This is a genomic window from Chiayiivirga flava (assembly GCF_014202825.1).
Taxonomy (GTDB): Bacteria; Pseudomonadota; Gammaproteobacteria; order Xanthomonadales; family Xanthomonadaceae; genus Chiayiivirga; species Chiayiivirga flava.
Genome location: NZ_JACHHP010000006.1, coordinates 1 through 25,951 on the forward strand (window position 1 = coordinate 1; position 25,951 = coordinate 25,951).

Annotated in this window: 23 protein-coding genes; 17 read left to right on the forward strand and 6 right to left on the reverse strand. The window is 67.3% G+C overall.

The genetic code is table 11. The features are described 5' to 3' along the window. Nucleotides 1-134: 134 nt before the first annotated feature. On the reverse strand, nucleotides 135-527 hold the full coding sequence (locus HNQ52_RS14430; protein ID WP_183961890.1) for an MTH938/NDUFAF3 family protein: 393 nt from the start codon (nucleotides 525-527) through the stop codon (nucleotides 135-137). Between the two features lie 12 nt (nucleotides 528-539). After that, nucleotides 540-842, reverse strand: a complete 303-nt coding sequence (yhbY, locus tag HNQ52_RS14435) for a ribosome assembly RNA-binding protein YhbY (RefSeq protein ID WP_183961891.1) — start codon at nucleotides 840-842, stop codon at nucleotides 540-542. Between the two features lie 66 nt (nucleotides 843-908). Here yhbY and rlmE point away from each other — a divergent pair, with 66 nt between their 5' ends. The 8 genes from rlmE to alaS all read left to right on the forward strand — a co-directional run bounded on the left by rlmE (nucleotide 909) and on the right by alaS (nucleotide 11,759). Beyond that, nucleotides 909-1,529, forward strand: coding sequence for a 23S rRNA (uridine(2552)-2'-O)-methyltransferase RlmE (gene rlmE / locus HNQ52_RS14440; RefSeq protein ID WP_183961892.1), 621 nt, complete (start codon nucleotides 909-911; stop codon nucleotides 1,527-1,529). Nucleotides 1,530-1,566: 37 nt separating this feature from the next. Then, a complete protein-coding gene (gene ftsH / locus HNQ52_RS14445; RefSeq protein WP_183961893.1) occupies nucleotides 1,567-3,504 on the forward strand; it encodes an ATP-dependent zinc metalloprotease FtsH in 1,938 nt (645 codons plus the stop codon). Nucleotides 3,505-3,604: 100 nt separating this feature from the next. Further along, the gene (gene folP / locus HNQ52_RS14450; RefSeq protein ID WP_183961894.1) at nucleotides 3,605-4,504 is read left to right on the forward strand and encodes a dihydropteroate synthase; all 900 of its coding nucleotides are present in this window, start codon (nucleotides 3,605-3,607) and stop codon (nucleotides 4,502-4,504) included. A 340-nt stretch (nucleotides 4,505-4,844) separates the two neighbouring features. Then, a complete protein-coding gene (locus HNQ52_RS14455) occupies nucleotides 4,845-5,348 on the forward strand; it encodes a CinA family protein (RefSeq protein ID WP_183961895.1) in 504 nt (167 codons plus the stop codon). A gap of 78 nt (nucleotides 5,349-5,426) precedes the next feature. Then, nucleotides 5,427-6,107: a transcriptional repressor LexA gene (gene lexA, locus HNQ52_RS14460; protein ID WP_183961896.1), complete on the forward strand. Its 681-nt coding sequence runs from the start codon at nucleotides 5,427-5,429 to the stop codon at nucleotides 6,105-6,107. Nucleotides 6,108-6,301: 194 nt separating this feature from the next. Next, on the forward strand, nucleotides 6,302-7,330 hold the full coding sequence (gene recA, locus HNQ52_RS14465) for a recombinase RecA (RefSeq protein ID WP_183962070.1): 1,029 nt from the start codon (nucleotides 6,302-6,304) through the stop codon (nucleotides 7,328-7,330). A 322-nt stretch (nucleotides 7,331-7,652) separates the two neighbouring features. Further along, a complete protein-coding gene (locus tag HNQ52_RS17275) occupies nucleotides 7,653-8,186 on the forward strand; it encodes a regulatory protein RecX (protein ID WP_246387867.1) in 534 nt (177 codons plus the stop codon). Between the two features lie 621 nt (nucleotides 8,187-8,807). Beyond that, complete coding sequence (alaS, locus tag HNQ52_RS17280) at nucleotides 8,808-11,759, forward strand: alanine--tRNA ligase (protein ID WP_183961898.1); 2,952 nt, start codon at nucleotides 8,808-8,810, stop codon at nucleotides 11,757-11,759. A gap of 91 nt (nucleotides 11,760-11,850) precedes the next feature. On the opposite strand, the gene nadC is transcribed toward alaS, so the two are convergent. Together nadC and HNQ52_RS14485 are read right to left on the reverse strand one after the other, a co-directional pair. Continuing rightward, nucleotides 11,851-12,699, reverse strand: a complete 849-nt coding sequence (nadC, locus tag HNQ52_RS14480) for a carboxylating nicotinate-nucleotide diphosphorylase (protein ID WP_183961899.1) — start codon at nucleotides 12,697-12,699, stop codon at nucleotides 11,851-11,853. Next, entirely contained in the window at nucleotides 12,696-12,962 is a 267-nt protein-coding gene (locus HNQ52_RS14485; protein ID WP_183961900.1) for a Trm112 family protein, read from the reverse strand. The genes nadC and HNQ52_RS14485 overlap by 4 nt, the downstream gene beginning before the upstream one ends. Nucleotides 12,963-13,069: 107 nt before the next feature. Here HNQ52_RS14485 and purE point away from each other — a divergent pair, with 107 nt between their 5' ends. Then, complete coding sequence (purE, locus tag HNQ52_RS14490; protein ID WP_183961901.1) at nucleotides 13,070-13,603, forward strand: 5-(carboxyamino)imidazole ribonucleotide mutase; 534 nt, start codon at nucleotides 13,070-13,072, stop codon at nucleotides 13,601-13,603. Beyond that, the gene (locus tag HNQ52_RS14495) at nucleotides 13,600-14,754 is read left to right on the forward strand and encodes a 5-(carboxyamino)imidazole ribonucleotide synthase (RefSeq protein ID WP_183961902.1); all 1,155 of its coding nucleotides are present in this window, start codon (nucleotides 13,600-13,602) and stop codon (nucleotides 14,752-14,754) included. Before purE ends, HNQ52_RS14495 begins: the two co-directional genes overlap by 4 nt. Nucleotides 14,755-15,332: 578 nt before the next feature. On the opposite strand, the gene HNQ52_RS14500 is transcribed toward HNQ52_RS14495, so the two are convergent. Together HNQ52_RS14500 and HNQ52_RS14505 are read right to left on the reverse strand one after the other, a co-directional pair. Continuing rightward, a complete protein-coding gene (locus tag HNQ52_RS14500; protein ID WP_183961903.1) occupies nucleotides 15,333-16,403 on the reverse strand; it encodes an ABC transporter ATP-binding protein in 1,071 nt (356 codons plus the stop codon). 355 nt (nucleotides 16,404-16,758) lie between these two features. Then, entirely contained in the window at nucleotides 16,759-17,337 is a 579-nt protein-coding gene (locus HNQ52_RS14505; RefSeq protein ID WP_183961904.1) for a superoxide dismutase, read from the reverse strand. Between the two features lie 135 nt (nucleotides 17,338-17,472). On the opposite strand from HNQ52_RS14505, the gene grxD reads away from it, so the two are divergent. The 7 genes from grxD (at nucleotide 17,473) to ppnN (ending at nucleotide 25,853) form a co-directional block, all read left to right on the forward strand. Beyond that, nucleotides 17,473-17,793: a Grx4 family monothiol glutaredoxin gene (gene grxD / locus HNQ52_RS14510; protein WP_183961905.1), complete on the forward strand. Its 321-nt coding sequence runs from the start codon at nucleotides 17,473-17,475 to the stop codon at nucleotides 17,791-17,793. Beyond that, nucleotides 17,793-18,572 (forward strand): SDR family NAD(P)-dependent oxidoreductase, encoded by a 780-nt coding sequence (locus HNQ52_RS14515; RefSeq protein ID WP_183961906.1) that lies wholly within the window; start codon nucleotides 17,793-17,795, stop codon nucleotides 18,570-18,572. Before grxD ends, HNQ52_RS14515 begins: the two co-directional genes overlap by 1 nt. 31 nt (nucleotides 18,573-18,603) lie before the next feature. After that, entirely contained in the window at nucleotides 18,604-19,200 is a 597-nt protein-coding gene (locus HNQ52_RS14520; protein ID WP_183961907.1) for a YhgN family NAAT transporter, read from the forward strand. 425 nt (nucleotides 19,201-19,625) lie between these two features. Then, on the forward strand, nucleotides 19,626-22,916 hold the full coding sequence (locus tag HNQ52_RS14525; protein ID WP_183961908.1) for a TonB-dependent receptor: 3,291 nt from the start codon (nucleotides 19,626-19,628) through the stop codon (nucleotides 22,914-22,916). 435 nt (nucleotides 22,917-23,351) lie between these two features. After that, on the forward strand, nucleotides 23,352-23,906 hold the full coding sequence (locus tag HNQ52_RS14530; RefSeq protein WP_183961909.1) for a hypothetical protein: 555 nt from the start codon (nucleotides 23,352-23,354) through the stop codon (nucleotides 23,904-23,906). Between the two features lie 11 nt (nucleotides 23,907-23,917). Next, a complete protein-coding gene (locus HNQ52_RS14535; RefSeq protein ID WP_183961910.1) occupies nucleotides 23,918-24,298 on the forward strand; it encodes a hypothetical protein in 381 nt (126 codons plus the stop codon). 181 nt (nucleotides 24,299-24,479) lie between these two features. Then, on the forward strand, nucleotides 24,480-25,853 hold the full coding sequence (gene ppnN / locus HNQ52_RS14540; RefSeq protein ID WP_183961911.1) for a nucleotide 5'-monophosphate nucleosidase PpnN: 1,374 nt from the start codon (nucleotides 24,480-24,482) through the stop codon (nucleotides 25,851-25,853). Nucleotides 25,854-25,951 lie beyond the last annotated feature (98 nt).

Consider the following 25,951-nt stretch of genomic DNA (forward strand, 5'->3'; position numbering starts at 1 on the left):
ACCGTCCTCAATGCGCGATGTCGCGATGAGATGCGGGCCACTGCAAGGGCATAGCACCAACGGGTCGGCGCAAGACAGTTGCTCATCCGGCCCTGACGGGCCACCTTCTCCCGATGGGAGACGGGCAGCAGGCGTCAGAGTGGCGTGGGGGCTTTCGCAGGCAGCAGAAACACGGCAACAACACGCCGCCCCTCCGCCGCCAGCAGGTTGAACGTCCGCGCCGCCGCGGCGTTGTCCATCGCTTCGATGCCGATGCCGCGCCGCAGGAAGGCCGCGAGCACGGACTGGGCCGGGAACACCTGCCGTTCACCCGTTCCGAGCAGCACCAGCGCCGGCTCCAGCGCGAGCACGGCGGCCAACGCGGGCTCGTCGAGTTCCTCGACCCGCGTCGGCGGGAAGTCGGTCAACGCCGCATCGGGCGCCAGCACCAGGCTCGCGGAGAATTCGCGTTCGTCCACCACGATCCCGTGCGCGCCGACGCGACGCACCACGCGGTGATCTTCCGCCCGATGCTCGATCAGCGGCACGCGACGGCTCCCTCAGCGAGGCAGCGCGATCTGCGGCTTCTGCGCATTCGCGCGGTACAGGCAGGCGATGTTGCCGATGCGCTGGACCAGGGCCGCGCCGCTGCGCTCCAGCAGCTGCGCCACCATCGCATCGCGCGCGTCGCGGTCCTCGGCCGCCACGCGCACCTTCACCAGTTCGTGATGATCCAGCGCAAGATCGAGTTCGGCGACCAGCGAATCGCTCACGCCCTTGGCGCCGATCAGGATCACCGGGCGCAGATCGTGCGCCAGGCCGCGCAGATAACGTTTCTGGTTCGACGACAGCGGCGCGGACATGGCTCGACCGGGGCAAAAAGGGCGGAAAGGGTATCATGGTGCCCCCTCGAACCCGCGGTCGCGACCATGGCAGCACGCAGCAAGAGCAGCCAGGCCTGGTTGCGCGAACACTTCTCCGACCCCTTCGTGAAGAAGGCGCAGGCCGAGGGCCTGCGTTCGCGCGCCGCCTACAAGCTCGAGGAGCTGGTCGCGAAGGACCGCCTGCTCAAGCCCGGCATGGTCGTCGTCGATCTTGGCGCCGCGCCGGGCGGCTGGTCGCAGCTGGTGCGGCGCGAGCTCGGCGACACCGGACGCGTCATCGCGCTCGACATCCTCGAGATGCCGTCGCTTGCCGGTGTCGAATTCATTCACGGGGATTTCAGGGAGCCCGGCCCACTTTCGCTGCTCGAAACCGCGCTCGCCGGGCAGCGCGTGGACCTTGTCCTGTCGGACATGGCGCCCAATATGTCTGGCGTCGATGCAGTGGATCAGCCGCGTGCCATGTACCTTGCGGAACTGGCGCGCGATTTCGCCCAGACCCATCTGCGCCCTGGCGGCAACTTCCTCATCAAGCTCTTCCAGGGCGAGGGCATCGACGAGTACATCCGGGACTTGCGCAAACGCTACACGCAGGTGAAGGTGCGCAAACCCGAGGCGTCACGCAATCGATCCTCCGAGGTCTATGCGATGGCGGGCGGCAAACGGTGAGTCCCGTCGGACTCCAACGCTGGGCAGGAATGCAGGAATGAACGACTTGGCCAAGAATCTTCTGCTCTGGGTAGTCATCGCCGTCGTGCTGATGATGGTGTTCCAGAGTTTCACGCCCCGCGTGGGCGCCGCGAGCCAGCAGGTCGCCTATTCGGACTTCCTGAGCCAGCTCGATGCCGGCGGCGTGCAGAGCGTCACCTTCAGCGGCGACAACACCGGCGCGCAGACCGAACTCATGTTCGTCGGCCGCAACGGCGAGAAGGCCACCACCATCGGCCCGTACGACCGCGACCTGATCAACGTGCTGGTCGACAAGGGCGTGGCGATCCAGCAGGAGGAGGCCGCCAGCGGCCCGGGCCTCGCGCAGATCGTGCTCACGCTGCTGCCGTACCTGATCTTCATCGGCATCTTCATCTTCTTCATGCGTCAGCTGCAGCAGGGCGGCAGCGGCCGCGGCGCGATGAGCTTCGGCCGGTCGCGCGCCAAGCTGCAGGGCGAGAACGAGGTGAAGGTCACCTTCGCGGATGTGGCCGGCTGCGACGAGGCCAAGGAGGAAGTCGGCGAACTCGTCGAATTCCTGCGCGACCCGTCCAAGTTCCAGAAACTCGGCGGCAAGATTCCGCGCGGCGTGCTGATGGTGGGTCCGCCCGGCACCGGCAAGACGCTGCTTGCGCGTGCGATCGCGGGCGAGGCCAAGGTGCCGTTCTTCTCGATCTCCGGTTCCGACTTCGTCGAGATGTTCGTCGGCGTCGGCGCAAGCCGCGTGCGCGACATGTTCGAGCAGGCCAAGAAGCAGGCGCCGTGCATCATCTTCATCGACGAGATCGACGCCGTGGGCCGCCATCGTGGTGCCGGGCTCGGCGGCGGACACGACGAACGCGAGCAGACGCTGAACCAGCTGCTGGTCGAGATGGACGGCTTCGAAGGCGGCGAAGGCGTGATCGTCATCGCGGCGACGAACCGCCCCGATGTGCTCGATCCGGCGCTGCTGCGCCCCGGCCGTTTCGATCGCCAGGTGGTCGTCGGCCTGCCGGACGTGAAGGGTCGCGAGCAGATCCTGAAGGTGCACATGCGCAAGCTGCCGCTCGATGCGGACGTCGATCCGATGACGATCGCGCGCGGCACGCCGGGGTTCTCCGGCGCCGACCTCGCCAACCTCTGCAACGAGGCGGCGCTGTTCGCCGCGCGCGAGAACGCGCGCGAGGTCCGCATGGATCACTTCGACCGCGCCCGCGACAAGATCCTGATGGGTGCCGAGCGCCGCTCGATGGCGATGAGCGAGGACGAGAAGAAACTCACCGCCTACCACGAAGCCGGCCATGCCATCGTCGGCCGCGTCGTGCCCGAGCACGATCCGGTCTACAAGGTGACCATCATCCCGCGCGGCCGCGCGCTCGGCGTGACCATGTACCTGCCGGAAGGCGACAAGTACAGCTACAACAAGGTCGCGATCGAATCGCAGCTGTGTTCGCTGTACGGCGGACGCGTGGCCGAGGAACTGATCTTCGGCGCCGACAAGGTCACCACGGGCGCCTCCAACGACATCGAGCGCGCCACCAAGATGGCGCGCAACATGGTCACCAAGTGGGGTCTGTCGGACGAGATGGGTCCCATCGCCTACGGCGAGCAGGAGGACGAAGTGTTCCTCGGCCGCTCGGTGACGCAGCACAAGAGCCTTTCCGACGACACCGCGCGCAAGATCGACGAAGTGGTGCGCGGCATCCTCGACCGCGCCTACAACCGGACCCGCGACATCCTCACCGCCAATATCGAGAAGCTGCACATCATGGCCGAGGCGCTGCTGCAGTACGAAACCATCGATGCCGCGCAGATCGACGACATCATGCACGGGCGCACGCCCGGTCTGCCGGCGGACTGGGTCAAGAGCGGCCGCACGCAGAAGCCGGACGGTCCGCCGTCGTCGTCCGGGCCGTCCGCGCCCGGCGTCATCGGCGGGCCTGCACCGCAGGTGTGAAAGGCCGGGAATCGGGAGTCGGGATTCGGGAATCGTTGGAGCAACGACGAAGCCCGCTTTCGACGATTCCCGAGTCCCGATTCTCCATTTCCGGCCCAAGATGTTCGACCTGACTCCCGTTCTGGATTGCGCCGGGCGCCGGCTCGCGCTGGATCGGCCGCGTGTGCTCGGCATCGTCAACGTCACGCCCGACTCGTTTTCCGACGGCGGCCGGCATGCCAGCGTCGACGCCGCCGTCGCGCACGCGCTGCGGCTGGTGGAGGAGGGCGCCGATGCGCTCGATGTCGGCGGCGAATCGACACGTCCCGGCGCGGACGCCGTGCCGGTGGACGAGGAGTTGCGTCGCGTCGTGCCCGTGATCGAACGCCTGGTGCGCGAGACCGGGGTGCCGATCGGCATCGATACGTCCAAGCCCGAGGTCATGCGCGCGGCCGTCGACGCCGGTGCGGGCCTGATCAACGACGTGTACGCGCTCCGGCGCGACGGCGCGCTGGACGCGGCTGCGGCGCTCGGCGTGCCCGTGGTGCTGATGCACATGCTCGGCGAACCGCGCGTGATGCAGGACGCACCGCATTACGAGGATGTCGTGGCCGACGTGCACCGCTTCCTCGCCGACCGCATCTTCGCGTGCGAGATGGCAGGCATCGCCAAGTCGCGCATCGTGGTGGACCCGGGGTTCGGCTTCGGCAAGACGCTTGCGCACAACATGGCGCTGCTGGCGAACCTTGCGCGCTTCGTCGAACTGGGCGTGCCGGTGCTGGCCGGGCTGTCGCGCAAGCGCAGCATCGGCGAGCTGACCGGGCGCGCGGTCGACGAGCGCGTGTCCGGCTCGGTGGCCGCGCACCTGATCGCCGCACAGCGCGGCGCGCGGCTGTTGCGCGTGCATGACGTGGCGGCCACGCGCGATGCGCTCGCGGTGTGGGAGGCGGTGCACGCGCGCGAGCCCGCGCCGCGAAAGGCGGCGAACGGGCCGGGGTCGTTGTGGGGAGATGACGATTGAGGAGCTGCGCCTCGAACGCCCCCTTCCGCCTGCCGGCACCTTCCCCCGCACGCGGGAGAAGGATTCCTTCGCCGATATGCGCGGTGACTCGGTCAGCGTTGTCGGTGTTTGGCCACATACACCGAAGCGTCCTTCTTCCCCCGCACGCGGGAGAAGGATTCCTTCGCCGATATGCGCGGTGATTCGGTCAGCGTTGTCGGTGTTTGCCACACACACACCGAAGCGTCCTTCTCCCGCGCAGCGGGGGAAGGTGCCGGCAGGCGGAAGGGGCAGCTCCCATCGTCCACCACCCACCCACCAGCACATGGAATAAAGCGTTCGACCGAACTAGTCTTCCCCGATGCCCAGTTCCCGCCCCGACGACGCCACCCTGCACACCCTCGCCGAACGCATCGGCGCCCAGCTCCTTGCCCGCGGCCAGACCCTCGCCACCGCCGAGAGCTGCACCGGCGGCTGGATCGCCAAGACCATCACCGACATCCCCGGCTGCTCCGCATGGTTCGACTGCGGCATGGCCGCCTACAGCTACGAAGCCAAGCAGGCCCTGCTCGGCGTCCGACCGCAGACGCTCGAAACGCACGGCGCGGTGAGCCGCGAGACCGTCATCGAGATGGTCTCCGGCGCGCTGGTGAACTCCGGTGCCGGCGTCGCGGTGGCGGTGACCGGCATCGCCGGGCCCGGCGGCGGCAGCCCGGACAAGCCGGTCGGCACGGTGTGGATCGGCTGGAAACGCCGTGGCGGCTATGCCCGCGCGGACGTCTTCCATTTCGACGGCGATCGCGATGCGGTGCGACGCCAGACCGTGGTGGCGGCGCTGCAGGGCCTCGATGCCGTGATCGGGTGACCGGGGTTCAGGGCCAACCTTGACCGGTTGGTAGTAATACCACTAATATCCGGTCGTCGCGTTTCCGGATCTCCTGCCGTGTCGCCAGCCAGCGCGTCCGCCCCCCGCCTCACCGAGATCCAGCGGTCGATCCTCGCGTGGGTGGCCGAACGCATCGACGCCGGCATGCCGCCGTCGCAGACCGAGATCATGCAGGCCTTCGGCTTCAAAAGCCTGCGCGCCGCCCAATACCATCTCGAAGCACTGGAACGTTTCGGAGCCATCCGCCGTCTCCCCGGCAAGGCCCGCGGCCTGCAACTCGTCCGAGAAGCCATCCGCGACGACACCGTCACCGGCGACCTGTTCGAACCCGACGCCGCAATCGGTCCCGACGACGCCGTCCGCCTCCCCATCCTCGGCCGCGTCTCCGCCGGCCAGCCGATCGGCGCCGACATCGGCTCCGACGCCAGCCTCGTGCTCGACCGCAGCGTCTTTTCGCCCTCGCCCGATTACCTGCTGAAAGTGCAGGGTGACTCCATGCGCGACGAAGGCATCCTCGACGGCGACCTCATCGGCGTGCACCGCACCCGCGACGCGCGCAACGGCCAGATCGTGGTCGCCCGCATCGACGACGAAATCACCGTCAAGGTCCTCGACTTGCGCAACGGCGGCCTCCGCCTCCTCCCACGCAACCCGGAGCATCTCCCCATCGACATCGACGCAGACCAGGACTTCGCCATCGAAGGTCTCTATTGCGGCCTCGTGCGGCCGAACCGATGAGCCTGCACAGGAAAAAGCCGCGCCCGGCCCCGGGCGATTCGCGCAGCACCGTCGCGGAGAATTCCGATGCCGACCCCAGGCCGCGCGAATTAACGTCTGCACCACGCTCCGCGGTCGCAACCCCTGCGACGCCGGGCGCACACACTCCCGCCACACCACACAAGACACGAGCGCCTGTCATGAAGGAATCTGCGATGGACGAGAACAAGAAACGCGCACTCTCGGCGGCCCTGGGCCAGATCGAGAAGCAGTTCGGCAAGGGCGCGGTCATGCGCATGGGCGACAAGGTCGACGAAGCGATCGAAGTCATCGGCACCGGTTCGCTGATGCTCGACATCGCGCTGGGCATCGGTGGCCTGCCCAAGGGTCGCGTCATCGAGATCTACGGCCCGGAATCCTCCGGCAAGACCACGCTGACCCTGCAAACCATCGCGCAGTGCCAGAAAGCCGGCGGCACCGCCGCCTTCGTCGACGCCGAGCACGCGCTCGATCCGACCTACGCGCAGAAACTCGGCGTCAACGTCGAAGACCTGCTCGTCTCGCAGCCGGACACCGGCGAACAGGCGCTGGAAATCGCCGACATGCTGGTGCGTTCCAACGCGGTGGACATGGTCGTCATCGACTCCGTCGCCGCGCTCACGCCCAAGGCCGAAATCGAAGGCGAAATGGGCGACCAGCTCCCCGGCCTGCAGGCCCGCCTGATGAGCCAGGCGCTGCGCAAGCTCACCGGCAACATCAAGCGCAGCAACTGCATGGTGATCTTCATCAACCAGCTGCGCATGAAGATCGGCATCATGATGCCCGGCCAGAGCCCGGAAACCACCACCGGCGGCAACGCGCTGAAGTTCTACGCCTCGGTGCGCCTGGACATCCGCCGCATCGGCAGCATCAAGAAGGGCGACGAGATCATCGGCAACCAGACCAAGATCAAGGTGGTCAAGAACAAGATGGCGCCGCCGTTCAAGCAGATCGTCACCGAAATCCTCTACGGCGAAGGCATCAGCCGCGAAGGCGAACTGATCGACATGGGCGTGGACGCCAAGCTCGTCGAGAAGTCCGGCGCCTGGTACAGCTACGGCACCGAACGCATCGGCCAGGGCAAGGAAAACGCCCGGCAGTACTTCAAGGACAACCCCGCCGCGGCGCAGGAGCTCGAAGCGAAACTGCGCGAGAAATTCGTGCCCGGTCTGGTGATCGGCGAAGAAGCCGAGGTGGAGGCCTGAGGCAATGGCGGCCGGCGGATCCAGGGGCCGGCCGGACGGCCCCTGGACGACGCGTGTCGGTCCGCGAGAGGGCGCAGACACCGCCGTCCATCGGTTCGACACCGACGCCGAGGCCAAGGCCAAAGCCAAGGCCGAAGGTGATGCCGGCGCCGATGCGATAGCCCCTCTCCCGCCGGGAGAGGGGTTGGGGAGAGGGTTCGGGCCGACGCCGAGCATCCAACCGCACGAAGCGGTCGGACGCGTACTACGCCCCTCCCAAGCGTCGATTCCCCACATCGAGCTCAGCGCTGAAGCACGCACGGGCGCCGCAGCTCGTCCCAGGTTGGAGCGCAACGCCGAAGACGACTTCGATCCAAACGCGCTCCGCTTCGATGAAGCATCTCAAGCGACGCGAGCGCCCCCCGACCGCGACCCACCCGACGCCTACCGTAAGGCCCTCGGCCTCCTCGTCCGCCGCGAACACTCACGCCGCGAACTCCGCCGCAAACTCGACGCCAAAGGCGCCGACGTCACCGCCGCCGAAACCGCTCTCGACACCCTTGCCGGCCAGGGCTACCAGGACGACACCCGCTTCGCCGAGATGCTCGTGCGCACCCGCATCGGGGGCGGCTACGGCCCGCAACGCATCCGCGCCGAGCTCGGCACCCACGGCATCGACGACGCCACCGTCACCGCCCTGTTCGACGAAGCCGCGCCCGACTGGCCCGAACTCGCCATCGACGCACTTCGCCGCCGCTACGGCGCCCGCCCCGCGAAAGACAACGCCGAACGTGTCAAACGCAGCCACTACCTGCTGCGCCGCGGATTCGACGGCGACAGCATCCGCGCCGCGGTGAAACACGATTTCGAGGACTGAGGGGCGGGCCTGCGCTTTCTCGAATCGCTCGCGCCGGAGCGGCGCTGTGCCGCAGCGGGCTCAGGCCGTCCGATGCCATCGTGTCGTTCATCGCCCGCTGCTGTCCGGGGACGTTTCATCCAGGCCGCTGGATCCCAGGCGTCTCCCTGCTGTCGCCTCAATGCCTTGTCGGCTCGATCAGGCAAGGCCTCAACGCCCGTCGTCCCGGCGAAAGCCGGGACCCAGCGACGTTGTTCGGAGTGTTTTAACCATAGTGAAAACCAAGAAACGTCGCTGGGTCCCGGCTTTCGCCGGGACGACGGTAGAGGGAACGCTCGCGTTTCCCCGGACAGCGGCGGGCCGTCGCGGGGATGGCAAGAGAAAGGCGCGCGTGCCGCACCGCACCCATGAGCCCGCGCCGCCACGCGCATCAATGCACTCGCGTACCCACGACGCGCCCACCACGCATCCACACACGTCCGCCGTCTCGCCGCCCCCCCACCTTCGCCCCACCACACCCCGCCTGCTACTCTCCGCACCCCGGCCGATTCGGTTGCGTACTCGAATGCCCACCCGCATCTTGAGCGTACCGCCGCGCCCCGCAGCCGCCGCCCCGCCCACTTTTCCGACGCCCGCACGCCCATGAAAACCAGCAACGAGATCCGCAAGGATTTCCTCGAATTCTTCCGCAGCAAGGGCCACACCATCGTCCCGTCGAGCTCGCTCGTGCCGGGCAACGACCCGACCCTGCTGTTCACCAACGCCGGCATGGTGCAGTTCAAGGACGTCTTCCTCGGTGCCGAGAAGCGCAGCTACAAGCGCGCCGTCTCCAGCCAGCGCTGCGTGCGCGCCGGCGGCAAGCACAACGACCTCGACCAGGTCGGCTACACCGCGCGCCACCACACCTTCTTCGAGATGCTCGGCAACTTCAGCTTCGGCGACTACTTCAAGAAGGACGCCATCGCCTACGCCTGGGAACTGCTGACCAAGGTCTGGGGCCTGCCCGCGGACAAACTCCTCGTCACGATCTACCACACCGACGACGAAGCCTTCGACATCTGGCACACCGACATCGGCCTGCCGGCCGACCGCATCATCCGCATCGGCGACAACAAGGGCGCGCCGTACGCCTCGGACAACTTCTGGCAGATGGCCGACACCGGCCCCTGCGGTCCGTGCACGGAAATCTTCTACGACCACGGTGCCCACATTCCGGGCGGCCCCCCGGGCTCGCCCGACGAAGACGGCGACCGTTTCATCGAGATCTGGAACAACGTCTTCATGCAGTACGACCGCCAGCCGGACGGCACGCTCGTGCCGCTGCCCGCGCCGTGCGTCGACACCGGCATGGGCCTCGAACGTGTCTCGGCCGTGCTGCAGCACGTGCACAGCAACTACGAGATCGACCTGTTCCAGCACCTCATCAAGGCCGCGGCAGAACTCACCGGCGAGAAGGACCTGGAAAGCAAATCGCTGCGCGTGATCGCCGACCACATCCGCGCCTGCGCCTTCCTCATCGTCGACGGCGTGCTGCCATCGAACGAAGGTCGCGGCTACGTGCTCCGCCGCATCATCCGCCGCGCACTGCGTTACGGCTGGATGCTCGGCATGCGCGAACCGTTCTTCCACCGCATGCTTGCGCCGCTGATCGAGGTGATGGGCGAGGCGTATCCGGAACTGAAGACCAAGCGCGCGACGATCGAAGCCGCGCTCAAGGGCGAAGAAGAACGCTTCGCCGAGACGCTCGACAGCGGCATGAAGATCTTCGACGAGGTTTCGTTGACGGAGCGCCGGTCCTATTTCAAATTTTGCGAAACGCAGGATCTTGATTACGGTCTATTTACAACGCAGCGGTCTCCAGACGGAAAAGTCACCGCGATTGGAGTTACGACAGCAGATGATGGTCGCTATGTGATCACAAGAGTCGTCGTCGTGGACAAAGAGCAACCCTTGCTGACTCAAGTGAGGTTCGGCTCACAGGAGCAATATGGTCCAGATCAAGTAAATATTTGTTTGCTTGTGACGAACAGCGAGATTGATGTTGGCGAACTCAGTGAGCTGACAGAAACATTCGGGCAGCAGATAGTCAATTTTGTGGATAACCGTCGAATCGAGGGCCGTGACGTTTTTCGCCTGTACGACACCTACGGCTTCCCGGTCGACCTCACCGCCGACATCGCGCGCGAACGCGGCCTCTCCATCGACATGGCCGGCTTCGAAGCCGCGATGGAACAGCAGCGCGAACAGGCGCGTGCCGCGAGCAAGTTCGCGGGCAGCACCGCGCTGCCGGCCGACCTCGTCGCGAAGCTCAAGCCGACCGAATTCCTCGGCTACGAAGACCTCGAAGCCGACGACCTGCACGTGCGCGCTTTGCTGCGCGACGGCAAGCCCGTCGATGCGCTCAACGCAGGCGAGCAGGGCACCGTGATCCTGCGCGCCACGCCGTTCTATGCCGAAAGCGGCGGCCAGGTCGGCGACCGCGGCTGGCTGCTGGGCAGCGACGACGCGCGCTTCGAAGTCGACGACACACTCAAGCTCGCCGGTCAGTTCCACGGCCACGCCGGCACGCTGAAATCCGGCACGATCCGCGTCGGCGACCTGCTGTCCGCGCAGGTCGACGGCGCACGCCGCCAAGCCATCGTGCTCAACCACTCCGCGACGCACCTGCTGCACGCGGCGCTGCGCCAGGTGCTGGGCGAACACGTCACGCAGAAAGGCTCGCTGGTCGCGCCCGATCGCCTGCGCTTCGACTTCTCGCACTTCGCCGCGATCTCGCAGGAACAGCTTGCCGAGATCGAAGCCATCGTCAACACCGAAATCCGCCGCAACGCGGAGGCCGAGGTGCACCACATGGGCATGCAGGAAGCGATCGACTTCGGCGCGATGGCGCTGTTCGGCGAGAAGTACGGCGAACGCGTGCGCGTGCTGAAGATGGGTGGGTTCTCCACCGAGCTGTGCGGCGGCACGCACGTGCACCACACCGGCGACATCGGCGTGTTCAAGATCATTTCCGAAGGCGGCGTCGCGGCCGGCGTGCGCCGCATCGAGGCGGTGACGGGGCAGGGCGCGCTCGATTTCATCGCGGCCGAAGAACGTCGCCTCGATGCGGTCGCCGAGCTGCTCGGCGGCAACCGCAACGATGTCGTCGACAAACTGCGCGCGCTGTTCGACAAGCAGAAGAAGCTCGAAAAGGAGCTCGACGCGCTGAAGGCAAAGGCCGCGGCCGGCGCCACCTCGGACCTCGGCGCGGGTGCGGTCGACATCGCCGGCATCAAGGTCGTGGCCGCGCGTGTCGACGGTCTCGACGCGAAATCGCTGCGCGACAGCGTCGACCAGCTCAAGCACAAACTCGGCGATGCGGTGATCCTTCTTGCGTCCGGCGCGGACGGCAAGGCCTCGCTTGTGGCAGGCGTACAGGGCAAGGGCCTGGACAAGGTGAAGGCGGGCGAACTCGTCGCCTTCGTGGCGTCCAAGATCAACGGCAAGGGCGGCGGCCGCCCCGACATGGCGCAGGGCGGCGGCGAGGACGGGGCGGGATTGGTCGATGCCTTGAAGTCGGTACCGGAGTGGGTCGGCGCGCGTCTGCGCACCTGACATCAGGCGGCGCGACGGGCATCGGGCGCATTCCGCACAGATCCGGGCGCATTCGAACGCCGTGCCGTCCCGCGCACGGCGAGGCGACGCATTACGCGTCGCCGAGGATCCGCATCGACAGATCCACCGCCCGCACGTGCTTGGTCAGCGAACCGACCGAGATGTAATCCACGCCCGTGAGCGCGATCTCGCGCACGCGCTCCAGCGTCACGCCGCCGGACACCTCCAGCGGCACGCGGCCGGCGGCGATCGAGACCGCGCGGCGCATGTCGTCGAGGCTGAAATCGTCGATCAGCACCCGATCCACGCCGGCGTCGATGGCCTGGGTCAGTTCGTCGAGCGACTCCACTTCGCAGATCAGCGGCGCGGACGGATGCAACGTGCGCGCGGTCGTCGCCGCCTGCGCGATCGACCCGGCCGCGACGATGTGGTTCTCCTTCAGCATCACCGCATCGAACAGCCCGATGCGGTGGTTCATCCCGCCGCCGCAGCGCACCGCGTATTTCTGCGCGAGACGCAGCCCGGGCAGGGTCTTGCGCGTGTCGAGGATGCGTGCGCCCGTGCCCTGCACGCGTTCGACGTAGGCGGCCGTCGCGGTGGCCGTGCCGGACAGCACCTGGAGGAAATTGATCGCGCTGCGTTCGCCGGTGACCAGCGCGCGGGCGTCGCCGACAAGGTGAACGAACACGCCGTCCGCCTGCAGCCGCCCGCTGTCCTGCACCGCCCATTCGATCCGCACGTTCGGATCGAGCGCGCGGAAACACGCCTCTGCCCACGGCGCGCCGCACAGCACCGCGTTCTCGCGCGAGCGGATCGTGGCGCGCACGCGGCGGCCGGCGGGCAGCAGATCGGCGCTGATGTCGCCGCTGCCCACGTCTTCGGCCAGCGCCCGCGCGACGTCCGCCGCCACCACATCGGCCGGCGGCGGCACAGCGCTCATGCCGGGAACGCCTTGAGCTGGTCGGTGGCGATGGCCTCGTCTGGCAGCATCACCGGGATGCCGTCGTCGATGCGGTAGATGCGCTGGCCGTCGCGCGTGATGAGCGCACCCTGCAGCGCTTGCGAGAGGCGCGTGCCGTCGCTTTGCTGCACGTCGCCCGCGGCGATGGCGCGATTGATCGATTCCATCTGCGCCGACGTCAGCGGCGTGACCGGCTGATGCGTGACGGGACAGCACAGGATGGCCAGCAGGCGTTTGTCCATGCCGAATGCACCGGAGCGGCGCAGGAATCCCTGCGGGAGCCGGAGATTCTGTCAGGCGCTCCCAGCCACTACAATAGCGGTTCGAACCACGCGCCGGGCCACGCCGCATGAGCGATCACAGCACTCCGTCCGAGCCGGCGCCGCCTGCTGCGGCCCCGCGTGTGGGCATCGTGATGGGTTCGCGTTCGGACTGGGAGACGATGCAGCAGGCCGCGGCGCGGCTCGACGCGCTCGGCATCGGGCACGAGGTGCAGGTGGTCAGCGCGCACCGCACGCCGGACCTGCTGTTCCGCTATGCGGAGCAGGCGCACGCGCGCGGCATCCGCGCGATCATCGCCGGCGCCGGCGGCGCGGCCCATCTGCCGGGCATGCTCGCGGCCAAGACGGCGTTGCCGGTGCTCGGCGTGCCGGTGCAGTCGAAGGCGCTCAACGGGCTCGACTCGCTGCTGTCCATCGTGCAGATGCCGGCCGGCGTGCCGGTGGCGACGTTTGCGATCGGCGCGGCCGGTGCGGCCAACGCGGCGCTGTTCGCCGCGTCGATCCTCGCGCTGGACGACGCCCGCGTGCGCGAGGCGCTCGACGCCTTCCGTCGCCGCCAGACCGACGACGTGCTCGCCCACGCGGACCCGCGCCAGGCATGACAACCACGGTCGGCATCCTCGGCGGCGGGCAGCTTGCCCGCATGCTCGCGCTCGCCGGCGCGCCGCTCGGCCTGCGCTTCCTCGTCATGGACTCCACCGCCGACGCCTGCGCCGGCCAGTTCGCGCCGATGGTGGTCGGCGACTACCGCGACGAGACGTGCCTGGCCGAATTTGCGCGCCGCGTCGATCTCGCCACGTTCGATTTCGAGAACGTGCCGGCCGAAAGCGCGCAGTGGCTGGCCGACCGCATCCCGGTCTTTCCGGCGCCGCGCGCGCTCGCGGTGGCGCAGGATCGGCTCGCCGAGAAGACGCTGTTCCGCGAACTGGGCATCGGCACGCCGGACTTCCACGCCATCGCCTCGCGCGCCGATCTGGATGCCGCACTCGATGCCATCGGCGCGCCCGCCATCCTCAAGACGCGTCGCCTCGGTTACGACGGCAAGGGCCAGTTCCGCCTGCGCAGCCACGACGATGCCGACGCGGCATGGAACGACCTCGGCGCGCAGGCGCCGTCGGTGGGGCTGATCCTCGAGAGTTTCGTGCGTTTCCAGCGCGAGCTGTCCGTGGTTGCGGTCCGTTCGCGCAGCGGCGAATTCCGCGCCTGGCCGCTGACGCAGAACTGGCACCGCGACGGCATCCTTGCGGCCAGTCTCGCGCCGGCCCGGGTCGACGCGGCGATCGAAGCGGCAGCGCTCGGCGCCGCGCGTCGCCTGGCCGACGCGCTCGATTACGTCGGCGTGTTCGCGCTGGAACTGTTCGATTGCGACGGCGAGCTGCTGGCCAACGAAATGGCACCGCGCGTGCACAACTCCGGTCACTGGACCATCGAAGGCAGCGAGACCTCGCAGTTCGAAAACCACCTGCGTGCGGTGCTCGGCCTGCCGCTCGGCAGCACCGCGGCGCGCGGCGTGTCGTGCATGCTCAACTGGATCGGCGCCTTGCCCGACGCGCTGCCCGTACTCGCCGCGACCGGCGGACACTGGCACGACTACGGCAAGAGCCCGCGCGACGGGCGCAAGGTCGGGCATGCCACGTTCCGCGCCGACGACGGTGGCACGCTGGCGACGGTGCTGGGCACGGTTGGTGCGGCGTTGCAGCGCGAGGGGCAGGTGACGCCGGTGCTTGCGCGCCTGGAAGAAGCCGCGAGTTAGCTGCCGCTTGCGGCCGCGCCTGGCCTCGACGCCTTGCCGCGCCGACAACGCGTCGCCATACCCGACGAAGCCCGACTCTCCCGCGTAACGGGAGAGGGTTGCGTGAGACAGGAGAGGCGCGGCGCGGCAAAACCCCCTTCCGGCTGCCGCCACCTTCCCCCGCTGCGCGGGAGAAGGACTCCTTCGATACAGGGGGCGGCTTGGCGATGGATCGGCGTTCCGTGACATCGAACGGAACGTTCCTCTCCCGCGCAGCGGGGGAGGATGCCGGCAGGCAGGAGGGGGTGCGCCCCGCGTCGACACAACGTCTTCCCGGCTTCCGCCACCTTCCCCCGCTATGCGGGAGACGGATTCCTTCGATCAGCGTTCGGCGATGGCGATGGATCGGCGTTCCGTGACATCAAACGGAACGTTCCTCTCCCGCGCTGCGGGGGAGGATGCCGGCAGGCAGGAGGGGGTGCGCCCTGCATCGAGACAACGCCTTCCCGGCTTCCGCCACCTGCCGCGATGTGCGGGAGATGCATTCCTTCGATCCGGGTTCGGCGATGCCGACGTTCGCCACTGCGCGCTCTGCACGGTCAGTCGGCGAACACCACCACGTGCTGCAGGTCGAGCCGCGCGTGCACGGTCTGGCCGACCGCATACCGCAAATGGCTCGGAAACAGCGCCGCGATCTCCTCGCCGTTGTGCAGCCGCAGCGTGTAGAACGTTTCCGCCCCGCGGAACGATGCCGCCACCACCGTGGTTTCGAATCCGTCGCCGTTCGCCGGACGCACGTCGTCCGGACGCAGCAGCAGGTGCGCCTCGCTGCCGGGCGCCGCCTGCATCGCGTCGGGCGTGAGGATCGCGCCGACCGCGGTGTCGATGCGGCTCGCATCGAGCACGCGCGCGCGCAAAAGGCGCCCTTCGCCGACGAACTTCGCGACGAACGCAGTCGCCGGGCGATGGTAGACGTCGAAACCCGTGCCCCACTGCAGCAGCCGGCCCGCGTGCATCACGCCGAGCGTGTCGGCAAAACCGAACGCCTCGTCCTGGTCGTGCGTGACCAGCAGCGCGGCGATGCCCAGGCGTTTGAGCACCTCGCGCAGTTCCGTGCGCAGATTCACGCGCAGGTGCGCGTCGAGGCTGGAGAACGGCTCGTCCAGCAGCAGCAGGTCCGGCTGCGGCGCGAGCGAGCGCGCCAGCGCGACACGCTGTTGCTGACCACCGGACAGCTCGTGCGGAAAGCGGCGCTGCAGGCCGTCGAGACCGAGCAGGGCCAAGGTCTGGTCGATGCGTGCGGCGCGGTCGCCGCGCGCGAGGGTGTCGAGGCCGAAGCCGACGTTTGCATCCACGCGCAGATGCGGAAACAGCGCAAGGTCCTGGAACACGAAGCCGACGCCGCGCCGTTCCGGCGCATCGCCGCCGCGCACGTTCGCCACCTCGCGCCCGCGCAGCGCGATGCTGCCGTGCGCCAGCGCCTGGAAACCGGCCACCGCGCGCAGCAGGGTGGTCTTGCCGCAGCCGCTCGGCCCGAGCAGGCAGGCCAGTTCGCCGGGGGCGAGCGAGAACGACACCTGTTCGACGATGCGGTTGCCTGCGATGTCGCAGGCGACGTCCGCAAGCTGGAGCAGGGGCGGCGTGCCGGGCCGGGTCGTGCTGTCGCTCATGGGAGCGGCTGTCCGGTGCGTGGATCCGGGTTGCAGCGCCCGTCCCTCATCCGCCCTCCGGGCACCTTCTCCCGGGGGGAGAAGGAAGCCGGGCCTGGCATATCAATCAGCGCCGAGCGCGAGGGGTGTTTTCCCTTCTCCCGTCGGGAGAAGGTGCCGGCAGGCGGATGAGGGAGATGCATCACACGATCGCCCTTCCGCCTGATGACGATCCGGTGTGCCGCGCGTCGAAGCACGCGAACCCACCGCATCGCCGCTGCCTCGTCCGCACTCCGGACGCCTTCTCCCGCCTGAAGAAGGACAGCGCGGGTGGCGCCAAGACCCGTTGCCCCGAACGCCACTGGCTGCCCGACCGTTACTTCAGGTTGCTGTTGGCGAAATCCCAGTTCACCAGCGGCCAGAAGTTTTCAAGGTACTTCGGGCGCGCGTTGCGGTAGTCGATGTAGTAGGCGTGCTCCCACACATCGCAGGTCAGCAGCGCGGTGTCGTTGCCGGTGAGCGGCGTGCCGGCGTTGGACGTGCTGACGATGCCGAGCGAGCCGTCCGGCCGCTGCACCAGCCAGGCCCAGCCCGAGCCGAAGGTGCCGATCGCGGTCTTGGTGAACTCCTCCTTGAAGGCCTCGAACGAGCCCCACTGCTTCGCGATGGCTTCGCCGAGCTTTCCGCCGGGCTCGCCGCCGGCCTTGGGCGCCATGCTGTTCCAGTAGAACGTGTGGTTCCAGACCTGGGCCGCGTTGTTGAAGACGCCGCCCTGCGACTTCTTCACGATGGTTTCAAGATCCGCGTTTTCGAACTCGGTGCCCGCGATGAGCTTGTTGAGGTTGGTGACGTAGGCTTGGTGGTGCTTGTCGTGGTGGAACTCGAGCGTTTCGGCCGAGATGTGCGGTTCCAGCGCGTTCTTCTCGTACGGCAGCGGGGGCAGTTCGATGGCCATCGGGCTCTCCTTCTTCAGGTTGGCGGGCGGGGGATCGGGCAAACGTTCGCCGCGCGCGGTGCGGCGCGGGAAGGGCTTACAATTCTAGCGTAAGCAGCCTGACTGGCTGCGCGCCGTCGACCCGGAGTTTTTACCATGACCGTGATGGAACGCATCCGTTCCGAAGTGGAAGGGCATCCCATCGTGCTCTTCATGAAGGGCACGCCCACCTTTCCGATGTGCGGTTTCTCCAGCCGCACCGTGCAGGCGCTCAAGGCCTGCGGCGCACCGTTCCGCGCGGTGAACGTGCTGGAGGATCCCGAAGTGCGCGCGCACCTGCCGCGCTATTCGAACTGGCCCACGTTCCCGCAGCTCTTCATCCGCGGCGAACTGATCGGCGGCTGCGACATCGCGCTGGAGCTGCACGCACAGGGCGAACTCGCGCGCATGGTGGCCGACGCGTACAAGGCGGCCTGATGGCCGCACAGGCGCCGCAGGCCGGACGCGCGCTCGACGGACGCGTGATTCTCGTGACCGGCGCGCACGGCGCCCTCGGCGAGGCGGCGGCGCGCGCCTGCGCCGCGGCGGGCGCGTGCGTGGTGCTGCTCGGGCGGCGCGTGCCGAAACTCACCCGGCTCTACGATGCGATCGAGGCCGCCGGTGCACCGCAGCCGGCGATCTATCCGCTCGACCTCGCCGGCGCCACGCCCGACGACTACGCCGATCTTGCCGCCAACATCGAACGCGACTGCGGCCGCCTCGACGGCATCCTGCACTGCGCGGCCGACTTCAAGGGTCTGGTGTCGCTCGAAAACACCCCGCCCGAGGACTGGCAGCGCGCGCTGCACGTTAACCTCTCGGCGCCGCTGCTGCTCACGCGCGCCTGCCTGCCGCTGTTGCGTCGGCGCGAAGACGCGGCCGTGGTGTTCGTGCTGGACGACCCCGCGCGCGTGGGTCGTGCGCTGTGGGGCGGGTACGCGGTCGCGAAGTTCGGTCTCGCCGGGCTCGTGCAGGTGCTGCGCGACGAACTGGAGCACTCGCCGGTGCGCGTGCACGGACTGCTGCCCGGACCGATGCGCAGCGCCCTGCGCGGCAAGGCGTATTTCGCCGAAGACCCGGGCCAGGTGCCCGAGGCCAGTGCATACGCAGCGGCCTGCGTGCGCCTGCTCGGCGCTGCCGGCCGGGGCGAACCGGCCACCGTGCGTGCCGCACCCGAGCGCGCGCCGGTGCCGCGCCTGCACGTGCTGCCGTCGTGACGTTTCAGGCGACCGCCGTGGCGGTGCGGCCGTGACCACCATCTCCGCCGCCATCCTGCTCTTCCTGATCCTGGACCCGCTCGGCAACGTGCCGGTGTTCCTGAGCCTGCTCAAGAGCCTGCCGCCGCGTCGCCAGCGCATCGTGCTGGTGCGCGAGCTGCTGATCGCGCTGGCGGTGCTGCTGCTGTTCCTGCTCGCCGGCAAGGCCATCCTCGATGCCATGCACATCCGGCAGGAATCGGTCTCGATTGCCGGCGGCATCGTGCTGTTCCTCATCGGGATCCGCATGATCTTCCCGCCGGCCGATGGTCTGCTCGGCGAGGTGCCGGACGGCGAGCCGTTCATCGTGCCGATGGCGATCCCGCTGATCGCGGGACCGTCGGGCATGGCGGCCGTGATCCTGATGTCGAGCTCCGAGCCCGAGCGCATCGCCGACTGGACGCTGGCGCTGGTGATCGCCTGGGGCGCCACGGCGGGCATCCTCTTCAGCGCCACCTACCTCTACAAATGGCTCGGCCCGCGCGTGCTGACCGCGGTGGAGCGCCTGATGGGCATGCTGCTGGTCACCCTGTCGGTGCAGATGTTCCTCGACGGGATCGGCAGGTACCTCGCCCCGACGGGAGGATGAGCGGCGCTTGACGCGTCGCAGCACGGATTTCGGCGGCCGCGCCCGGTGCGGCGACGGCCGATGCCCCGCGGGCGGCGGAGCGGAGGGCGCCCCAGCCCCGCGGGATTTGTGGAAATTTGTCATCTGCCAGCCGCAAGATCGACCCGCCTGCGGCGCGCAACTCCGCCGGCGCGTGCTGCGCTGCACCTTCGCCCGCTGCGACGAGGCGATTCAGCCGCAGTGCATGACGTTACAAAAGTGTCATCCGACTCTGTTAAACTGCTGTTAACCGCCAGCCAGGGCAGGACGCCCGGCGCGTGAGCGGTTGACGCGGGCCAGGGGATTCGAGCGTTCTTGCGCTGCAGCATCACGATGCTCGCGCGGACGAGTGCGCGAACCGCGGCCGTGCTCCCAACGACACAGTCAGGCAACCAGGGCAGATCTCAATGAAAACGAAACTCCGGATCACACGACTCGCCGGCGCGCTCGCCGTGCTGCTCGCCACCGCACCGGCGTATGCACAGCAGACCTCGGCCAATCTGGCCGGCCGCATCACCAACAACGACGGCAGCTCGCTCGCCGGCGCCGAGGTGACGATCGTCCACACGCCTTCCGGCACCACCAGCCGCGCCGTGACGGACGAAAACGGCCGCTACACCGCGCGCGGCCTGCGCGTCGGCGGCCCGTACACCGTCACCGTCACCAAGGACGGCTACCGCGGCGAAGCCTCGGAAAACGTGTACCTGCTGCTGGGTGAAACCGCCGACGTCAACGTCGATCTGGACGTCGCCGCCACCGAACTGACCTCGGTCGAAGTCGTCGCCTCGGCCGGCGGCTACGATCTGTTCTCCTCGGCCAAGATGGGCAGCGGCACCAACGTGTCGCAGGAGGAAATCGAAGCCCTGCCGTCGATCAACGGCAACATCCAGGACTACATCCGCCTCGACCCGCGCGTGGCGTTCACCGATCGCGCGTCCGGCACCATTACCGCCGGCGGCCTCAACCCGCGCTTCAACAAGATCTCGATCGACGGCGTCTCGGCCAGCGACACCTTCGGCCTGGAAGGCAACAACCTGCCGACGCAGCGCCAGCCGGTCTCGATGGAAGCCATCGAAGCCATCGACATCAACCTGTCGAACTACGACGTGACCTTCTCCGGCGCGGCCGGTGCCAACGTCAACGCCGTCACCAAGTCCGGCGGCAACGAATTCCACGGTTCGGTCTACGGCTACTACCGCGACGGCGACTGGTTCGGCGAGCACCCGCTCACCGGCGACGAATTTGCCGAGTTCGACCAGGAAGAAACCTACGGCGGCACGTTCAGTGGTCCGCTCATCAAGGACCGCCTGTTCTTCTTCGCCAACTACGAGAAGTACACCCGCGGCCAGCCGACCCCGGACATCAGCAACACCCCGCTCAACCGCGCCGACGGCGACTTCGACGCCGCTGACCTCGCCGAAGTGCAGCGCATCGCCGCCGGTTACGGCATCGACGCGGGCGGCATCACGGGCGACGGCGACACCCAGCTCGAAGAAAAGGCGATCAAGCTCGACTGGAACATCAGCGATGCCCACCGCGCCAACCTGCGCTACAGCAACCTCGAGCAGGAACGCGTGCGCCCGGAAGGCTCGGGTCCGAGCACGCTCGCGCTGAGCTCGAACTGGTACACGCACGAGAAGTCGGTCGAGAGCTACGTCGGCCAGCTGTTCAGCGACTGGTCCGACACGCTGTCGACCGAGTTCAAGGCCTCGTACCGCGACTACTCGGCCGTGCGCGTCAATCCGACCAACGCGCCGACGATCCAGGTCTACTTCGACGACGGCAATCCCGATACCGGCATCACCAACGGCGACTTCATCCGCCTCGGCACCGAGCGCAGCTCGGGCGGCAACACCCTGCTGACCGAAACCTGGAACTACTTCGGCGCCGCCACCTGGGCGCTCGGCGACCACGACCTCAAGGCCGGGGCCGAGTACAGCGAAAACGAGATCTACAACTACTTCCTGCAGGACTCGTTCGGCAACTACAGCTTCTACGGCCTCGAAGCCTTCGAAGCCGGCGAGTACTTCGATTACGACCTGCAGACCGCGGCGTTCCCGGGCTCGGTCCCGGCGCAGTACACCAACAAGAGCCTCGGCCTGTTCCTGCAGGACACCTGGTACGTCAATTCCAACCTCACGCTGAACTTCGGCGTGCGCGCGGACAAGCCGACCACGAGCCCGGATCCGACCTTCAATTCGTGCTTCGCCTCCGCGCCGGTCGCCACCGGTACCGGCCCGGCCGACTGCCCGAACGGCGGCTTCGGTCGCGACAACAGCAATACCTTCAGCGGCGACTTCATCATCCAGCCGCGCTTCGGCTTCAACTACATGTTCGACACCGATCTTCCGACGCAGCTGCGCGGCGGCATCGGTCTGTTCCAGGGCGACGCGCCGCAGGTCTGGGTGAGCAACTCCTACCAGTCCACCGGTCTGAACAACATCTCGTACTCCAACATCACCGACTTCGCGAACGTGCCATTCAGCCCGGACGGCTTCAACCAGCCGACCGACGCGCTGTCCGCGCTGCCGGGTTCCGCGAACCGCAACGTCAACGTGATGGCCGAAGACTTCGACCTGCCGTCGGTGTGGAAGGCGAACCTCGCGCTCGACGTCGAGCTGCCGTGGCAGGGCGTGGTCGCGTCCGGCGAGCTGTTGCTGACCGACGTCAAGGACGGACTGTTCTACCGCACCCTGAACGTCGGCCCCGGCTTCATCGGTCCCGACGGCCGCGCTCTCTACTGGGATCCGAACTTCGTCGGTCGCTATCCGACGTCGGGCTCGGCCTACACGGCAACGTCGCGCTTCGGCCGCAACAGCTACTTCGGCGACGTGTTCGAAATCGCCAACACCAACAAGGGCAAGGGCCAGCAGATGACCCTGTCGCTGACCAAGCCCTTCAGCGTGGACAGCGATTGGTCGTGGAGCGTGGGCTACACCTACACCGACGCCACCGAAGTCGGCGCGCTGACCAGCTCCACCGCGGGCTCGGGCTACGGCGGCCAGCTCGGCTTCAACATCAACGATCCGACCGCCACGACCGCGCGCTACGAGATCAAGAACCGCTTCACCGGTGCCTTGAACTGGCAGCACAACTTCTTCGGCGACTACGCGACCCAGATCGGCCTGTTCTACGAAGGCCGCAGCGGCCGTCCGTACAGCTACATCTTCGCCGGCGACGCGAACGGCGACGGCCGTACCTTCAACGACCTGTTCTACGTCCCGAACGGCGACGTGCTGTTCGGCTCGCTCAGCAGCTCGGGCGTGTTCACGGCCGATCCGCTGATGGAACAGCGCTTCAACGAGTTCCTCGCTGCCAACCCGCACCTGGCGTCGCACGCCGGCACCTACGCGCCGGAGAACGGCTTCCGCGCCGGGTGGGTCAACACCTTCGACGTGCGTTTCAGCCAGGAACTGCCGGGCTTCTTCCGCGAGCATCGCTCGGAGATCTGGCTCGACATCCAGAATGTCGGCAACCTGATCAACGACGACTGGGGCCACGTGATCGACTACGGCTTCAACGCCAACAACGCGGTCGCGAGCCTGCAGGGCATCTACAACGGCCAGTACGTGTACGGCTACCGCAGCGGCACCGAATTCGGCCAGGCCAGCGCGCTCGGCGTGCCGACCGACGCCGATCGCCAGACCAACGGCATCTCGCAGTGGTCGCTGCAGGTGGGCTTCCGCTACCGCTTCTGATCGGTTTCACCACGCTGCATCGAAAACGGCCGGGGCAACCCGGCCGTTTTTTTGTGTTTGACCTAGGTGTATTTCTCGCAACCTGGCTTGTGCACGAGTCACGGCACGTTTGGCCGCCCTCGTCATGCTTTTGGCAGCCGATGTGCACAAGTTCGGCGGCGGAAATGGCGCCTAGTAGCTCTTGTTGCAAGCTATCCGCTTTCATGCGATTGCAGTCAATCGAATTCAATGTGAAATAAAAGTGTCCCGGTCAAGGTGGGACGGCTTTCACATTTTTCCGGAGGTATGTTCCGTAACGTGGGGCGCGCACGATAGCGAGGCGCGTGAACGTAGCAAGGGGGGCTGCTCAGGGATCTAAAAGACAAAAATCACGCTTGCTGGTCGATGCGCGAACGAAGGATCCCGATCTCAATTCAACACCTGTGAGGAAAGATCATGACGAATCGATTGAACACCCTATGCGCTGTGGCCGCAGGCGGATTTCTTCTGTGCAGTGGTGTCAACGCACAATCCGTGTCGATTTCCGGTTACACAGATCCTGGCGCCTGTGCGAATATAGAGGCGCCTACCACCGCAATCGGTGGCCAATATGTCGTTTTTTTGCAGGATGGCACGTGGTCGCTTAGTGAGGATGTGTCCGGCACCACCACAGTTCTCGACAGCGGCACATGGGTCAGCGGTTCATTCAGTGCGTCAAATTATGAGATCAGAGCCGTGGGTACGTTGTACTATGATCATGAATCCGGTGGCGGGTCCAGTTGTCAGGATCCCGACAATTACTATGAGACAAGCTACAACTCGGGCTGGTCAACGTTGGTGCCTAGCTTCCTTCAGCCTGCCACGGGCGTTTACACGCAGAAGGATGCGTTTTGTTACTGGGCTCAGGATATCAATGGGTTCACAGGCACATTTCAAATTCGGCAAATCTCCAACCACTCCAACACCGATACGATCAGCGTCAATCTTTGCGCGCGTGGCTACGCGTACTGAGGATCCAGGGCATGCTTGGTGAATCCTCTCGTGATTGTTTTCGTCTGCTGGTCTTCTCAAGTGTGATTGGATTGGCGTCGGGGTGCTCGACTGCCCCTCCGGCATCTGAGGGTGACTACAGCACCGAACGCCGCTACGAGATGGCCTGCGACTCGGCGAGCCGCGACATCGATACGCTGATGGTCCACTGGGACAATCTCAGGTCGGGCGAGCGCATGCCGGCGCAGCAGGTCATGCAGGCGCGGCAGGCCATGCGTGTCGTCGGACCGGTGTGTGACGACATCGATGCCGCATTGATGCTGGACAACGTGGGGCAGGCGAGAGTGGAGGCGGCCTTCCGCACGCTCGAGCACATGGCAAGGAACCTGCCCCGCCTTCCGGCAGGTTCCTGAGGGGCAGGAAGCTGTGGCGGCAGGCGTTCCGGACCGCTTCCGATCGTTCCGCCACGCTGCATCGAAAACGGCCGGGGCAACCCGGCCGTTTTCTTTTGCGGCCCCCGGCGTTGCGCATATTCAGCGGGGGCGGCGCTTATGTCATGCTTGCCGACCCTCACCGCCGAACGCACGGATCCCCATGTCGCCTGCCACCGTCAACGCCCGCATTTCCCCGCGCGGCGGCCTGGATGTGCTCTCCCGCCACGAAGTGAGCCGGTTGCGCGATGCCTCCAGCGGCGGCCTGCACGAACTGCTGCGCCGCTGCGCGCTGGCGGTGCTGACCTCCGGCAGCGCGTCGGACGATCCGCGCGCGGCGCTGGTGCGTTATCCCGACTTCGACATCCAGGTGCAGCAGCAGGACCGCGGCATCAAGATCGAACTGGCGCACGCGCCGGCCGAGGCCTTCGTCGACGGCAAGATCATCGTCGGCGTGGCCGAGTTGCTGTACGCGGTGGTGCGCGACATCGCGTACGTCTCGACCGAAATCCAGGGCAGCGGCGAGTTCGATCTCGGCGCCTCCGACGACATCACCAGCGCCGTATTCGAGATCCTGCGCAACGCGCGCATCCTGCGCCCGCACGTGGACCCGAACCTCGTGGTGTGCTGGGGCGGCCACTCGATCGGGCGCGAGGAATACCTCTACACCAAGTCGGTCGGCTACCAGCTCGGCCTGCGCGCGATCGACATCTGCACCGGCTGCGGCCCGGGCGCGATGAAGGGCCCGATGAAGGGCGCGACCATCGCGCACGCCAAGCAGCGCCGCCGCTCCAACCGCTACATCGGCATCACCGAGCCGGGCATCATCGCGGCCGAATCGCCGAACCCGATCGTCAACCACCTCGTGATCATGCCGGACATCGAGAAGCGTCTCGAAGCGTTCGTGCGCGTGGGTCACGGCATCATCGTGTTCCCCGGCGGCGTCGGCACGGCCGAGGAAATCCTCTACCTGCTCGGCATCCTGCTGCACCCGGACAATGCCGGCACGCCGTTCCCGCTGGTGTTCACCGGCCCGAGCGCGGCGGCGGCGTACTTCGAGCAGATCGACCGCTTCCTGCGGCTGGCGCTCGGCGATTCGGTGGCCGAGCACTACCGCATCGTCGTCGAGGATCCGCGCGAAGTCGCGCGCGCCATGCAGCGCGGCATGGACAAGGTGCGTGCGCACCGGCTCGATACGAAAGACGCCTTCTTCTTCAACTGGGCACTGCGCATTCCGGCCGAGTTCCAGCACCCGTTCGCGCCCACGCACGAGAACATGGCGCGCCTCAAGCTGCACCGCGACCAGCCCGCGCACCTGCTCGCGGCGGATCTGCGGCGCGCGTTCTCCGGCATCGTCGCGGGCAACGTGAAGGAGGAGGGCATGCGCGCGATCGAGCAGTTCGGTCCGTTCGTGATCGACGGCGAGCCGGACATCATGCGCGCCCTCGACGACCTGCTGCGCGCCTTCGTCGCGCAGAACCGGATGAAGATGTCGGGTGAGTACAAGCCGTGTTACCGGGTGGTGGCGGCGGACTGAGCGCCGCTGTGCCCGGCGGAACGGAGGACAAGACCTCGCCGGGGCGGCCGGCCGGCGGGGCAGGGTCGGGCGATGGCGGTTCGCGCAAAATCGCTTTC